A 14,214-nucleotide genomic window follows, 5' to 3' on the forward strand; every position below is an offset into this window, starting at 1 on the left:
GCCTCGTCCTTGTATTCAGGAGTGAACTCCCGACGTGCTCTTGTCATAGTGAACATTCTCTCTTGTGAGGTGTCCACCATCCGGGGTCAAGGCCACGGGACTGTTCTTCAACGCGGGCATTCCCACGGTTGTCTGCGGTCCCGGCGACATTGCCCAGGCGCATGCACCTGATGAGTTTATCGAATTGGAACAGATCGCCGCGTGCGAATCATTCATCGATAACCTTGTGGCAGCACTCACCACTTAGTCTGCAACTCTTACGCCCACCAGGAGCACCTTATGAGCGCACCAGCAACGATAACTCCGAAGCAATTTCAAGACGCTAAGAAGGCGGTGATCAGTAGCTCCATTGGTGCCGCCCTGGAGTGGTTCGACATCATCGTCTACGCAACCTTCGCAACCGTCATTGCCAAGAACTTCTATCCGGATTCGGACCCGGCGTTCGCCCTGATCCTTACCTTTGCCACTTTTGCGATTTCCTACCTCGTCCGCCCGCTGGGCGGCATGGTGCTGGGCAGCTACGCGGACCGCAAGGGACGCAAGAATGCGCTGACACTGACCCTGCTGCTGATGATGGTCGGCACGCTGATCATGGCGGTGGCACCCACCTACGCAATGGTTGGCATGTGGGGCGGGGTCATTATCCTGCTCTCACGCCTCATCCAGGGCTTCTCCGCGGGGGGCGAATTCGGCACCGCAACTGCATTTCTGATTGAGACGGCACCACACAAGAAAGCGTTTTATTCCTCCTGGCAGGTGGCAAGCCAGGGCGCCTCGATGGTGCTGGCCTCAGCCTTTGGCTTCGCACTGACCGAAGGGCTCTCCGAAGAGGCGCTGAACAGCTGGGGCTGGCGTGTGCCGTTTTTTGTCGGCCTGCTCATTGGCCCGGTGGGACTCTACATCCGCGCCAGGCTCTCGGAAACCGAGGATTTCATCCATAGTGAAAAGGTTTCCTCTCCGGTGAAGACACTGATCGTGGACCACTATGGGCGCCTGCTTGCCGGTGCTGCTGTCATTGGTGTTGCGACAATCTCCGTTTACATGATTCTCTACATGCCGACGTTCGCCGTGACAAACTTGGAAATCCCCGCAACCGCGGCATTCCTCGGCGGCGTGGTTGCCGGTCTTGTTACCCTCGTTGGCGTACCGTTCGTTGGCCATCTGGCGGACCGTGTGGGACCCGCAAGGGTGATGACCTATGCGGCCGTCGGTGCGCTGATCCTTGCTTGGCCGCTGTTCCAACTCCTGGTCACCAATCCAACGGTTCCAACACTTGTGGTAGTCATCGGCTTACTTGGCGTGATTATGGCGTTCTACTTTGGACCGCTTCCTGCTTTGCTCTCCTCGCTGTTCCCGGCAGCGATTCGAGGAACCGGGCTGGCAATCACCTATAACGTTGGGGTGACGCTGCTGGGTGGTATTGCGCCGCTGGTGCTGACCTGGCTGTTGAATATCACCGGGTCGCTGAGCGCACCGGGTTTGTACTATATGGCCATCGCGGTGATTTCCCTGGTTGGCTTGTTCTTCGTGCGAACGCGTTACAACCAGCCCTAAGGACTGAGCATCAACGATTGGTTCACTTCCAATCCCAAGAAGGCCCCACCTCTCTATCAATTCGCAGCGAAGTGGGGCCTTCGCGGTGGAGCTGCACCACGCACGACGACGCCACTGGTCCGTGGCGCGCCGGTCTGCTCAGTGAGGAACAATGGTCGCAATTCCCTTCAGGAGGCAGAAGTTGCAGAGTTTCTATGTGGCGTCGAGCTTCAGGAATATCGTCAACGTCCGGTACATCGCGCAACCCTGGAAAGCAAGGGTTACGTCAACACGTACGACTGGACCCAGAACGCGTCCGCGCTCGATGGGAGTACCGTCACCCTCGATGATCTGAGCTCCATCGGTCAGCATGAGCGGGATGCAGTGACTGGTGCCGACGTCGTCGTGGTCCTCCTTCCAGGCGGGAAGGGCACGCATGTTGAGCTTGGCATCGCGATCGCTCAAGGCAGAAGGATAATCCTGCATTCCCCGGCCGAAGTCATCGACAATCCCGGGACCACCAGCACGTTCTATCACCTTCCTGAATTGGAGAAGTGCAACGGAACTCTCGATGACCTGATCGCTTTGATCCTCGGTCGAGAAGTGAGCATAACCGCCGACTAACGCGGTTCGTACCGAAGACCTTCCGGCCGCCGCGCTGGACCACTATCTCAAGACGATCAAAGCCGGCAGCCTCCATGTCGCCATTGCCGGTACCTACCAGGGGCTCGACGGCGTCGCGGCGGCGCACCGCGCCCTCGCCTCTGGCGGCCAGCCGGGGAAACACGTCGTCGTTCTCGCCTGATTCCCCTAATTACCAACGTGCCAAGCACGCGCTCCCCCGCACCTCCGGCCCCGCCTGATTCCCGAGGCCGCGAAGGCCGAGGGCGCGAAGGCCGAGGGCGTTGAACTCCTCGCATACACGAGCACCGTGATTGTGGACGCAAACCAGATAATTCTGGCGCAGGACCACAAGACCACCGAGGTGATTCTCACGGACGCCGGCGTTCCCTACGTCCTGCTGCGCAACGGCTACTACTTCGAGAACTGGACCGACCAGATATCCCGGTTGCCGGTGAGTCGAGCCCAGTTGTTCCGTAAGCCGGTCCCCCACCGCGCCGCCCAAGGACGAGCCTCTACTCGAAATATGAGTGTCAGCATTAAATGGCTTAAGCCCATCCTTGTCCGGACAGCCCTCAACACGCGGCCGCAGCCAAGTCAGCGACGGGCTGGCTCAGGTTCTGACATCCTCCACAGGTGCATGACCGCGTAGGAACGCCAGGGAGCCCAGTGTGTCGCCCTGTCCGCTAGTATCCTGTGGCCCGCCACCTTCTCGACGTCGTGCTGTAGAAGGTCGATACCCTTTGCCCCGGCGATGAGAGCGACGTCGCCATAAAGCCAGGCGTCAGGATCTCCTAAGACACGCATGGCGATGTATGCGGCCGTCCACGGTCCGATCCTGGGCCGGCTAAGCAATTGTTCCCGAAGTGTCTCGGCATCCACCCCTACATCGACCGTAAGCTGCCCGCTCTTCAATGCCCGCGACAGTGTTAGCAGGGCCCGGATGGCCTGGCCTGGCAGGCGGAGTGGACGATCCGGATCCAGCGGTTCATCGTTGCCGGGTTCAGGGATACCGGCAACGATTTGGTCAACGGTAGGGAAAAGCCGGGTGAGGCCGGAGAGGGTTGAAACGTAGTCCGAACCGGTACGGGCGGCGAGCCGGCCCAGGTGCGTGCGTGCTGCCGCGACGGAAATCTGTTGCCCAACGAGTGCCCGAATGACTAGTTCATGCGGGTCTACCGCGCCGGGAACTCGAATTCCAGGGATGCGCTCGACAAGTGGTGCCAGCGCAGGATCCTGCCTCAGGGCGGTGTCGATGGCGACAGGATCGGCGTCCAGGTCGAGCAGGCGCCGTACGCGGGCAATGGCGGGGACGACATCGGGAAGAGTGGCTAACTCGAGACGGGCTCGAACATGCCAGGTTGTCTTGGTCAGGGTCGCGGTGACTTCCACTGCGCCGGGTCCCCCGGGAAGCAAAAGGGTGCGGGCGTAGCGCAAGCAGGCAGGTGCCGAGAGGTCGGCAGCTTCCACCCCTGCAACCGCGCGGGCTGCGAGGAATGTGAAAACGCCGGCTGCATCGAATGGTTGCCTCACGGGAAGGTCGACACTAAGCCTCACCGTTAAGGGGCGTCCACCGGTCTCATCCCGCAATCCTTCTGATTGAAGCGACCCACGGTAGCGGGCACGTAAATCGCCGGGGGTTGTGGCGAATACTTCCTGGATGGTGATGTTGAACTGCCGCACAGAGCCAAAGCCCGCCGCGAAAGCAACGTCCGCCAATGCCAGATCGCTGTCGACCAGGAGGGTGCGGGCAGACTGGGCGCGACGTGCCCGGGCGAGCGAGAGCGGGCCGGCTCCGAGCTCGGAAACCAGCACTCGATGGATATGGCGGACACTATAACCAAGGCGGGAGGCAAGTCCCTCCACTCCTTCACGGTCCACAATTCCGTCGAGGATGAGCCGCATTGCCCGGCCCGCGAGATCGTGCCGAAGATTCCATTCCGGGGTGCCGGGCGCCGCTTCCGGGAAACAGCGTTTGCAGGCCCGAAACCCTGCAGTTTGAGCCGCCGCTGACGTCGGATAGAACGTGACGTTCTCCGGTTTAGGCGTTCGCGCCGGACACGATGGGCGGCAATAGATTCCGGTGGAGGAAACGGCAGTGAAGAACTGCCCGTCAAAACGTACGTCGCGGGCGTCAATCGCCCGGTAGCGCTCATTAAAAAGGGAGTGCCCCAAAGTACACGCGGAATACGTCCCACGCGGCGGCCGCTGGTCGGTCTTCACTGTCTCGTCCTCGTCGATTACTGGGTTAATACCGGAGAAGACGCCAACAGGCCATTCAGCCTTCCATAGTCAAGAGCACCTGCGACGCTGTCATAGGTTCCCACAGTGAATAACTCCACCGCCGCAACCTGCGCTATTGCATAAGCAGCCTGCGCCACACCGGATCCCAGACTGATACGTGCCACCCCGAGCTTACCGAGTTCGCTGACGCTGATCGATCCGGGTCCCACCATGACGTTAACAGGAACCGAGATGCCTTCCACGAGCGCGATGATGGCAGCCTCATTGGTGGCACCTGGCACGAAGATTCCGTCAGCTCCGGCGTCTACATAGCGGTTTGACCGCTTAAGCGCATCCTCAATTTGCTGTTCTTCTGAGCCATTCCCGGACAAAAACACATCTGTCCGGGCATTGATGAATAGATCCACACCGACATGGCTGGCGGCCTGCCTTGCCGCAGCAATTTTTTCACTGAAGGATCCCGGGTCCGTATTGCCGTCCTCGATGTTAATACCAACAGCACCGGCATTGAGGACCTCGGTCACTGTCAGTGAAACGCCTTTCGAGGAATCTGCATAGCCATCCTCGATGTCGGCGGTAACCGGTAGATTCACGGCCTCGACGATTCGGGCCACAGCAGCCACGGCCTGTCCTCGATCGAGTTTGCTTCCATCGGGCAAACCCAGTGACCATGCCACCCCCGCACTGGTTGTTGCGATAGCTTGCGCACCGGAGGCTTCCGTGATCATCGCACTGGCAACGTCCCATACATTGGCCAATCTAAGCGGTTGCTGCGCTTTGTGAAGGGAGCGAAAGAGGGCTGTTTTGTGATTGTTTGTTGTATCCACCATCGAAGTACATCAAATCCAGGAGCCTTCGTCCGGCGGAAATCGGACCTCACCAGTCTTTAGCTTTGATCGTATGTCGCGCTTAGGTACCGGAAGCCGTACTCACGCAGTCGGGCGGTAACTGACAGCACATCAGGCGAGGTCTGAGTGGGTTCACACCGGAGTGGTGGATTTCTCTCCGCAACTGCTCAGAATGGCCCGTCGATCTCGTCGTCGAACCGGCGCCGGGCTTCCTCTATGAGCGGCATCTGCGCCGCGGCCCAGCTAAGGATCACGTCGATCGGCGGCCGCAGGGTCTTGCCCAGCGGGGTGATGCGGTACTCCACAGCTACCGGCCGGGTGCTGAGCACGACGCGCTCGACGATGCCGTTGCGTTCAAGCCGCCGCAAGGTCGCCGTCATGGACTTCTGCGTGACGGCGGGGATGGCGCGTCTCAGTTCACTGAAGTGCGCCGGCCGCTCACACAACTCATTGAGAATTTCCAACGACCACTTATCGAGTACCTGATCAAGAAGTTCGCGATGCGGTGCGCTGATCTCAAAGGTGTCGGGAGCGCGGCCGCTAGTGGTATCAGTCATGACACCCAGTCTCGTTGAAGTTACCGCCAGATACCAGATATCAATGAGAAACCCACTTATTCGATCGAAGGAGTTACTCGTGACCGTTCACCTCTCATCCCCGGAAAGCCTGATGCAGCCCGTTCCGTACCACCACGTCGCCGTCGCTACCGGCACCCGTCACGTGTATGTTAGCGGCCAGATCGCACGGCAGTCAGACGGGACCCCCACTGCGCCAGGAGACCTCGCAGGGCAGGTCGAACATGCCCTCCGGAATGCGCACGCCGGCCTACAGAGCGCCGGCGCCGGCTTCCACGACGTCGTCCGGCTCACGTTCTACGTGACCGGGTGGGCGCCGGAGAAAATTGAGTCCTTTATGGCAGGCGTGAACGCCGTCGCCGAGGAGATCGGCCTACCCATGCCAATGCCGCCCGCCTCCCTCATCGGCGTCGACTACCTCTTCGAGCCCGATGTGCTCGTTGAGGTTGAGGCCACCGCCATCCTCGACTAAGGCCACTCTTCTCCACGGCGGCGTCCCGTATCCGGCGCCGGCGCCGCCGTACAGGTCATGCGTGTACGGCACTTTGTTTTCCTACAGCTTTAAGGGTCAGCTGCGGCCGGGGTCAGGCACGCAGGTTCTAGGAGCTCACGTTTCCGTAAAGCTGCGCCCTGAGTTGCTCGTTTTCAGAGGTCCACTGCCTGAGACCGACAACAATCTTGTCTAGGAAGTCGTCAACTTCGTCCTGCGAATAACCTTCGCGGAATTTAGTGGGAGGGAACTTCTGTTTGACTACCTGTTCAGCGGTGATAATCGGTTCGGCTATAAACGCAGGTTCGCTCAGGGGGTTGGCCTTCTTCAGCTGGAGGCGTTCATTTTCCTCCTGAAGCCGCTGGAATTCCCGGACGGCTCTGTCCAGGAGGTCATCAACCTCATCCTGGTCATACCCCTCCCTGAATTTTGTGGCTGGCACCGCTTGGAGACAACTTCCTCCGCAGTCATGGCCGGCTTCATCTTGGGATTGGTTTTGGGCTTCTCCAGAGTCACCGTCTTAGCATCAGGTGCCCCCTTGCGTTTGAAGGACTTCCAGATAAAGACAACCAGCAACGCCACTGCAACAAGTGCCACAAAGAGAATCACGTTGCCGCCATCGTTGTTGTCGCCCTGAGCAAAAAACGCCAGTTTTTCGAAAGACATGGGTGTCCAATTGTCGTTGGGATCAAGCGCGCTGCGAGGTATTCATTCCTATTAAACCGAGCCCGAGGCTAGCAGAAGTCCTTGCCATTTTCGATTCCCGTTAAAGACCACAGCACCGGACACTTTGGTCCGGTGCTGTGGCAATAGTGTGAGATTCCGATCTATCTGTACCATTCCGTATGGTTGACCCCCCCGCGTGCGCGCGACATTTCGAACACGTGGAGTAGCCGGCGTTTCAACTTAGTTGGCCATTTTCGGAGTGGCTTCGGTTAGCTGGGGATTCTTCCCGGGGTCCTTTCGGGGTGAGGTTCAGGCTGTCGGTGCGGACGCTGGCAAGCTCAGCGATGAAGGGCGCTCATGCGCCCCGGCGGTGGTCTCGGTATCCACATCGTTGAGCAGGTCGCCGGGGAAATGGTCCCGCGGGTTCGCCTTTAGATGGCACTGCAGTGCTGATGACCGTCGGCGCACGGTCGGACCCCGAACTGAGGCTGCTGCTTCCATCCAAGGCTGTTCCCAGGCGTCTGCCTGCCACGTTCGCAGCAACCACAGAGACGGTCAGTGTCCCGGCCCCGGCCAGGCCAGCGGTCTGCGGGATGTGCTTATGGCATCATTTCTGCTGCTGCATGCGGCGCTTCCATAGGGGGCTGAATAGCACTATCGGCAGTCTCAAGGTTCGGGAACACTAGCCTGGTGGAGACCTTCCGCTGGAGGTGCCGGGTCTGACGGAACGCCGGAACCTCGTTGCCGTTGGCGTCCTAAGCGGTGACGATCCGGTCCTCAGCGGGAGTTCAGATGTAAACGCAGGCGGTGCCACGTGCCACCATACTCGCCGGCGGTGGCTGCGCGCCGGAGGGCGTCAGGCTAGTGCAGGAAGTTGGTGGGACCTTCGCTCCCCATCAGGCCGCGACGCGGAACCATTCACCTTCGAAGATCTCCAGGACGGCGCCATACAGCCCGTCGACCGGCTGCTCCCTGGGATAGAACGAACCGTAGGCTTCGTTCCAGGGGTCGAACTTTCCGTCTTTGAAGGACGGCTCGAAGGCCTCGACCAACCCGTGGATGACGGAAACTGGCTTGGCACTCATGTGGTTTCCTCACTGTTTGGCAGGCCCGGTACCTCCCCTACCAACTAATGTGTGCGGAGACTCCGTCCGCGCTCACCAGACAGGCGGGTAGAACCTTAAAGCGCTGCCTTTCGGCGCCCCTGAGACCACAAACACGAAGGACTCCGACAAACATGCCGGGGTCCTTCCATAACTACGTTCGGGGTCAGAGGCGGCACAGTAGTTCCGCCCGCTTCGCTTCGAACTCCTCATCGCTGACGAGTCCCTGCTCCTTGAGCCGGGACAGATCCTCAATCTGGGAGGCGACGGACGGTGCCGCAGGTGCAGCGACGACGGTGGGACGGTTGTTGCCGATGGACCGGACGATGATGCCGGCCACGACCAGCATGATGCCAAGGACGATCAGAATCCACGTCGGGACGGCGGCTGCCGAAATACTCTCCCTGCAGTTGGCTTCTGCGCCGCCGTAAGAGCCGCTCAGGGTGTCATAAATTTCGGCTGACAGGCTCTTAGGGTTGAAGACGCTGCCGCATAAGCTGCCGGTTTTCGTGGACCCGACGATGATGCCGATGATCGACGTGATCACTCCGATCACGACGAGCCAGATCCAGCCGCGGCGCTTCGGAGCACTTTCTTCGGACATAGTGCTTTCGGACATGGTTTCCCCCCAATAATTGCGCTTATGATGTTGGGGCAATCATATCGGCGCGATGACCGCAGACCCCCTCTCCCAGGCGGGTATGACACGAAACCTCACGTGAGGTGATCGTCCACGGCGCCTTCCAACGCCCAACAGAGTCCGCGACGCGAAATCTTCGCCCGAGGCGGCGGAACGTATGTCGAGATGCGGGTTTTGTCCATGTCGTGTTGTGGAAACCTGCGGAAAAATCAACTGAAACCTGAGAGCCACGTCCACGCCGAAAATTTCCTTATGGATTCCGGGGTGATGGCGGAGCTTCTCAATCACCAGCCCCGACATGCTGGCATGAACGGGGACTGGAATTACCGCCGCGAACGCAATGATGCGAGTACGGGGAGGTATGGAATGTCTAGATCTGCCGAATTTTGTTCTGTGAGCCCATCGCTCGCGGCGCGCTTCCCGGAATTCACGTCGCAGTGGCACCCAATCTGAACGGCGAACTGACACCCCACGACGTTCACCCCTATCTGAACCAACTAGTGTGGTGGCTATGCCCTAACGGCCACTCCACGCAGGACACGCTGACCTGCTGGATTGAGTAATGATGGCGCTCCCTTTGGAGCCTGCGGCTCGATTTCCGGAGCTGTTAGGCTCCATGACAGCTCCCAGATCACTCAAGGCTCGGGAATCGCGCTCATACGGTCATCCACCCAGTCCTCGACAGCCCATAGCTCCCGGAGGCCGTTATCCAGCATCTCGGCCAGGACCGGAAAATCGATGGGCGCCGTCTCTGTAGGCTGATTGACCGTCGAGTACCTAAAGCTGGTGCCAGGTTTATCCGTTAGGTGCCATGTCTCGATCAACGCCGCGAGATCTGTGGGGAACTCCTCACCAAGATCAAGGGCATCGTAGTGTTCCCGCAGTTCTCTGGACAGCTTGTGAAAGTTATGGCCGTGGACAGTGCGGATGCGGTCTTGGACTGCTGAGGATTCAAGATCTGGGTTTCCTCCGTCGACCCACTTCCGCCGCCAACGGGCAAGATCAGCCAGGCAGGACTTCAGAGCCAGCTCGTATGCCTGTCGGTACAGCGTAAGAAACGGGAGGAGGATCATGTCATCCTGCGGCTTGCCGCAAAAGGTGCCCGCCAATCGCTTGGCCGCAAAGGCATAGTGCGCGGCGAAGTTGCGATCGGTCTCGTAAGGAGCCTTTACGACAAGGTCTGCGTAGTCCGTCGAGTCGGTCGCGGCGACAGCTTCGAGTAGCTTCCACCTGATCGGATTCTGCACTGGTGGCGGGATGCTGGGAATCATGTTCATGGACCGACCTTAGCAACGCCTCGGAGTCCCACTCCTTCCACGCCCCACGGGAGAACTAGTGTTTTGGAAACTTCGCATTGGGCGGCGCCCGTGAGTTGCGTGGGTCACAAGCGAGTCCCAGGAATTTACGGCCATCCCCGGTCTATGACCCCGTCGGCCCCGGGTGCCGGCTCGTCGCCATCTCGGTGACCGTCATCTTCGTGAGGCAACCGGCTGCTCGGGGCTCTGACCTTGTCAGGCTCCCTCGGAATGTCCCCTGGCCGGGACCGTGTGGGAGGCGCTAGACCATTTAGGCTGTGTCCTAGTCCGCTGCGCATGTACCCACGTATCAGTATCAGTGTGACTACGCCTCACACGTCGCACAAATACCAGCGGGCGTGAGGACCATGTAGCAGGCGGGGCAGACACCCTGAGGCACTCCGGCCTTTCTGGGCATCTGGACGCCAAGGCGCTCGGCTAGTAGCTTCGCTTCGGGGATGGCTTGGTTAAAGGGTCCGTGGTCGACTCTGAACCGTCTGCCTTCAAATGACTGGATTGCTGCAAGAATCACGTTCAACGAGTGCGTGGATCGGTAATGGACCCACCGGTCTCGATCGTCGATTTCGATGCAGTACAAGTCAGGATCGGACCACAACGCGATGGCCGATTTTCCCGTTGTCTGTGACAGCGCTACCACCCCGAGGGGGACTTTAGACGCGGCCAATATTTTCAATGCGCCCTGGAGTGGGTCCCTCGATCTGACCGAGATCTGCAGGCTATTCGGCCCCAGCACTTCTGCGTCGTATCCATGGCCCTCCGCTGCCAGCATGGCGGCGTCCAGCAGAGGGTGTTCGGAGAATGTCTGGAGCTCATCATAGACATCAGCGGTTTCGAGGGGTCGGCCGCCGGGCGCGGACAGGCATTGGGTGTATTCGGCCACAAGTGGAAGCGGGACAGCACCCAGATCGAGATCTCTGCACCTATCATGCAGCCTTTTCGCCTCCTGGGTGGCCGGCGAGGTTGCCGTGTTATCGGCTCTGCGCCGCACGCAGGTCAGAGCTACGGCGGCCAGTGCTTTCGCCTCGTCGCCCACGCCGGAAGTATGCGCCTGGTCCAGAGCCTTGCTCAGGAACGAGGAGACGAGCCTTATGGGTTCGGGGTCGTTTTCTTTCCAGTCCCCCGCGCAGTAGAAACACAGCGCGAGGCGCGCGAGGCCGAGGTAGGAGACTGTGCTGAGTCGGCCGGGCATCGTGGCGAACGCCCTGACCCGGTCACGTCTGGCTTTCTTGATCCTGTACGGGTCGGCTGCATGCATCAAAGGCTCACCGGGCTCGGGGTCGTCAGCGGGCGGTGCGATCTCGTCATCACCGTACACGGCGGCATCGGCGTCGAGGTCGCCGGTTTCGCTCGAATCGAAGTTCTCCCACCCCGTTGACTGCACCGGCGTTGGGAGGCCGAGGGCGAAGCCCGAAAAGACTGGGCCGTGAAGGTGCTGCGCAGTTTGCTCAAGTTCCCAGAGCCATGCGGCTGGTTCCTCTTCAAATTCGGCGTTACGTGCTGCTCCCGATGCGGTGGAGGTGCCACTGCTGCGGGTGGTCTTGAGCGCGGTGACATCTTCGTGGATTTTTGTGAGCTGGCCTGCGAATGCGTCTAGATAGCGGAGATCGACTCCTAGAAGATCGTCGCGCGACTTGATCCGCGGGCCACCGGCTGCGCGCCCCGCGGCCGGTCGCGTTCTGAGCCGTTCCGGCACGGAAGCAGGCACAGCCGGGCCTCGAGCCAGGATCGTTTCGTCGTCACCCGCCCAGTTGAGTCTCAGCAGCGCACTGTCTCCCAGCTGGCCTGCCGGAAATGAAGCATTGCTGTGCCCGGCCACCATCGTGCCGAGACGATTCCAGGAGTCATTGAGCGGGTTATTGGTGTATTCGAGCTCGACGGCGAACGGGACCGGATACGCTAGCTCGATTTTCAGTTCATTGCCGACGAGCACCCCGCTAAGCAGCTGGGGCACAGCGAGTCCGGTCATCTCTGGAGCTAGAGTGCCTATCCGTAGCGCCGGAATATCTGTAATGCTCTCCAGCTGAACACGATGGTTCGGGTCAAGCCCGGGCTCGGGCCATAACGGTTCGTCAACGTTTGTAAGGATCCCAAGCTCCACATTTCCACCGCGGCTTACGGTGTCGAGCATGGCTGCGGCCGACAGATTCGCACTTCCTGTCAGCACCTGGCGGTATGCTCCCCGACGCCATTCCACCAATTTCGCATGGCGGTACCGATGTGAAGTATCGGCGACTACGGTCAGGCCTGTCTGGGCTCTCAGGACACTAGCCAAGGCCTGGGGTTCGACCACGGTCAAACCAGGTTGGACAACAAGGGTGAGCTTGGGGGTCGGGAAGTGTTCTACCAGCGCCCTGACCGCGCGCGCGTGTTCGTCAATGAAGGGCGCGTACAACGTCAACTCATCAACCGGTCCACCTGGCAGCTGTGACAGGAAAGATTGGTCAAGGTTGGTGATCAGTTGCGCTCCGTCATCAATGGGAGTGAAGCGTTCCAGCGTGCCGCGCAGCCTGGCAGCGACCCTGTTCAGCGCGGCAGCATGGTCCGACGCGAGACGCACACTGCCAGGCAGTAGTTCAAGCCACTCAGCTAAGTCGAAAAGGGCCTGCGGTGCCTGTCCGTCCTCGGCGCGAAGCACATTCCATAATTCCGAATTGTGCTGCCACCCGCCCATTGTCAGATTCCCCGACCCAATCAGCGCTAACACCCGGTCGCCTCCCACAAGGAGAGTTAGTTTCGGGTGAAAAGCGCCACTATGCGACGCGAGGCCAACGAGGTACTGGGTGCCCGCGCCCTTCATGGCAATCGGATCGGGGCGCCACATCCCGGCGTCCGCGATGACTGTGACCCGCGCACCCATTGACTGGCAAAGGCCCAGGACGCCTCGTTCCAGGAAGGCGACGTCCGCGTTGAAAGTCAGAAAAAGCGCTTCTTCGACATCCCAGTCACCGCTCGCCTCCATTTCATGGAATAGTTCCGGTACGTTCAGCGGGGCTGCCACCGCGCTCACTGGTCCTGGCCGTTCCGTGCAAGGGTCCAGCGCTCGGCCTTCCCCCTTGAGTCACCCGGGACACGCTTGACCATGCCAAGACCACCCATTACTTGAGTAAGTTGATCCCACCGGAGGGACACCGGCCCCCCTCCTTCATTGGATACACGGAAGGCATAGCCGTCCCTCACTGTCAGCCTGGTCGGAACCCGCCATCGCCCGTTGGTGAAGGATGCCTTGCTCATTGCGACGCGCTGGGACCGGGCAAGGAGCACCCCGGTGAGCTCATGCGCGACGTCGCGCACTGAATGATCGCTCCGCTGGTTCAGAAAGTCCTTCAACCATGACGGGGACAGTTCGTAGTTTCGGCGTTCGCGTTCGGTGCTTTCGAAATATGGTGCCACGTGATCGGAGAGCTGGCCGCCACGGCCCGCTCCGATCATTAGCCACGCCAGGTTTCTCGGTCCGGCCTCCAGCGAGCTAATTGCCGGATTATACTCGGCATCGACCAGCCGGCCCTTTTGCACGCCCTCGGGAAGTTCCATACGGAAGTTTGAGAGCTTCTGGTCCGGTAAGTGCTCAGATAGTGCATTTTGCAGTTGAGCGATGGGTACAGCTCCCGTCATTTGCTCGTTGACAAGCCAGCGCCAGAGGTCCCGCCAAGCCCACGTATACCAGCGCCTCAGCACAACGCCCCGCCATGCAGGAAGTATCTCCAAACGCCGCAGTTGATCGTCGCTGTAGGTTCTTGAGTCGGCGATGAGCTTTCGGCTCAGTTCCAGTGACAAATTATCGGGCTCATACATTTCTATAAGCCGGCAGAGCATGAGGGCTGTCTGTGTCCGGCGGCTATGGGTGGCTACGTCCCCCAGGAGCTGGGGTGGGAACATGATTGACCGCAACCAACTGCGTTCCAGTGCGTGCTGACCGCACAGGCATAGGCTTGGATACCCCTCCAGGATGCTGCAGGGGATGGAGTCCATCTTGGCGAGGTCGAGGAGGCCCTCGAACGCGAGCTTCAGCTCTCGTTCATCTGACTTGGGCCCGGGGGACATCAGCTCGGCCCCTGAAGTAATCAGTCCGAGCAGACGTTCACTTGGCCTTGACCCCGGATGGTGGACACCTCACAAGAGAGAATGTTCACTATGACAAGAGCACGTCGGGAGTTCACTCCTGAATACAAGGACGAGGC

14 protein-coding genes and 2 pseudogenes are annotated in these 14,214 nt (G+C 60.0%); 6 read left to right on the forward strand and 10 right to left on the reverse strand.

Annotated elements, in window-relative coordinates; translation table 11 throughout:
• Positions 1–64 precede the first annotated feature (64 nt).
• The 4 genes from ABIB35_RS18480 to ABIB35_RS18495 all read left to right on the forward strand — a co-directional run bounded on the left by ABIB35_RS18480 (position 65) and on the right by ABIB35_RS18495 (position 2,338).
• The gene (locus tag ABIB35_RS18480) at positions 65–247 is read left to right on the forward strand and encodes a M20/M25/M40 family metallo-hydrolase (protein WP_354183202.1); all 183 of its coding nucleotides are present in this window, start codon (positions 65–67) and stop codon (positions 245–247) included.
• A gap of 32 nt (positions 248–279) precedes the next feature.
• Positions 280–1,554: an MFS transporter gene (locus tag ABIB35_RS18485; protein WP_354183203.1), complete on the forward strand. Its 1,275-nt coding sequence runs from the start codon at positions 280–282 to the stop codon at positions 1,552–1,554.
• Between the two features lie 141 nt (positions 1,555–1,695).
• On the forward strand, positions 1,696–2,157 hold the full coding sequence (locus ABIB35_RS18490) for a hypothetical protein (protein WP_354183204.1): 462 nt from the start codon (positions 1,696–1,698) through the stop codon (positions 2,155–2,157).
• 34 nt (positions 2,158–2,191) lie between these two features.
• Entirely contained in the window at positions 2,192–2,338 is a 147-nt protein-coding gene (locus ABIB35_RS18495) for a hypothetical protein (protein WP_354183215.1), read from the forward strand.
• 413 nt (positions 2,339–2,751) lie between these two features.
• Here the strand turns inward: ABIB35_RS18495 and ABIB35_RS18500 are convergent, their stop codons facing one another.
• From ABIB35_RS18500 to ABIB35_RS18510, 3 genes are all read right to left on the reverse strand, one after another.
• Positions 2,752–4,377 carry a DNA-3-methyladenine glycosylase 2 family protein gene (locus ABIB35_RS18500; RefSeq protein WP_354183205.1) on the reverse strand — a complete coding sequence of 542 codons (1,626 nt, stop codon included), beginning with the start codon at positions 4,375–4,377 and terminating at the stop codon, positions 2,752–2,754.
• A gap of 17 nt (positions 4,378–4,394) precedes the next feature.
• Complete coding sequence (locus ABIB35_RS18505; protein WP_354183206.1) at positions 4,395–5,228, reverse strand: isocitrate lyase/PEP mutase family protein; 834 nt, start codon at positions 5,226–5,228, stop codon at positions 4,395–4,397.
• 185 nt (positions 5,229–5,413) lie between these two features.
• The gene (locus tag ABIB35_RS18510) at positions 5,414–5,803 is read right to left on the reverse strand and encodes a winged helix-turn-helix transcriptional regulator (RefSeq protein ID WP_354183207.1); all 390 of its coding nucleotides are present in this window, start codon (positions 5,801–5,803) and stop codon (positions 5,414–5,416) included.
• Between the two features lie 79 nt (positions 5,804–5,882).
• Here ABIB35_RS18510 and ABIB35_RS18515 point away from each other — a divergent pair, with 79 nt between their 5' ends.
• Positions 5,883–6,293 (forward strand): RidA family protein, encoded by a 411-nt coding sequence (locus tag ABIB35_RS18515; RefSeq protein ID WP_354183208.1) that lies wholly within the window; start codon positions 5,883–5,885, stop codon positions 6,291–6,293.
• A gap of 148 nt (positions 6,294–6,441) precedes the next feature.
• Here ABIB35_RS18515 and ABIB35_RS18520 read toward each other — a convergent pair.
• From ABIB35_RS18520 to ABIB35_RS18535, 4 genes and pseudogenes are all read right to left on the reverse strand, one after another.
• Positions 6,442–6,594, reverse strand: a pseudogene (locus ABIB35_RS18520) (DivIVA domain-containing protein); the annotation flags it as partial.
• A gap of 111 nt (positions 6,595–6,705) precedes the next feature.
• A pseudogene (locus ABIB35_RS18525) lies at positions 6,706–6,753 on the reverse strand (hypothetical protein); the annotation flags it as partial.
• A gap of 1,120 nt (positions 6,754–7,873) precedes the next feature.
• Complete coding sequence (locus ABIB35_RS18530; protein ID WP_354183209.1) at positions 7,874–8,062, reverse strand: hypothetical protein; 189 nt, start codon at positions 8,060–8,062, stop codon at positions 7,874–7,876.
• A gap of 184 nt (positions 8,063–8,246) precedes the next feature.
• Positions 8,247–8,699, reverse strand: coding sequence for an SHOCT domain-containing protein (locus ABIB35_RS18535; RefSeq protein WP_354183210.1), 453 nt, complete (start codon positions 8,697–8,699; stop codon positions 8,247–8,249).
• Positions 8,700–9,157: 458 nt separating this feature from the next.
• On the opposite strand from ABIB35_RS18535, the gene ABIB35_RS18540 reads away from it, so the two are divergent.
• Positions 9,158–9,283 (forward strand): zinc-ribbon domain-containing protein, encoded by a 126-nt coding sequence (locus ABIB35_RS18540; protein ID WP_354183211.1) that lies wholly within the window; start codon positions 9,158–9,160, stop codon positions 9,281–9,283.
• 72 nt (positions 9,284–9,355) lie between these two features.
• Here the strand turns inward: ABIB35_RS18540 and ABIB35_RS18545 are convergent, their stop codons facing one another.
• The 3 genes from ABIB35_RS18545 to ABIB35_RS18555 all read right to left on the reverse strand — a co-directional run bounded on the left by ABIB35_RS18545 (position 9,356) and on the right by ABIB35_RS18555 (position 13,828).
• Positions 9,356–9,997, reverse strand: coding sequence for a hypothetical protein (locus ABIB35_RS18545; protein WP_354183212.1), 642 nt, complete (start codon positions 9,995–9,997; stop codon positions 9,356–9,358).
• 343 nt (positions 9,998–10,340) lie between these two features.
• Positions 10,341–13,043 carry a phospholipase D-like domain-containing protein gene (locus ABIB35_RS18550; RefSeq protein ID WP_354183213.1) on the reverse strand — a complete coding sequence of 901 codons (2,703 nt, stop codon included), beginning with the start codon at positions 13,041–13,043 and terminating at the stop codon, positions 10,341–10,343.
• Complete coding sequence (locus ABIB35_RS18555) at positions 13,040–13,828, reverse strand: hypothetical protein (RefSeq protein WP_354183214.1); 789 nt, start codon at positions 13,826–13,828, stop codon at positions 13,040–13,042. The genes ABIB35_RS18550 and ABIB35_RS18555 overlap by 4 nt, the downstream gene beginning before the upstream one ends.
• Positions 13,829–14,214: the final 386 nt, after the last annotated feature.

Source organism: Arthrobacter sp. UYP6 (assembly GCF_040547315.1).
Classification (GTDB): domain Bacteria; phylum Actinomycetota; class Actinomycetes; order Actinomycetales; family Micrococcaceae; genus Arthrobacter_B.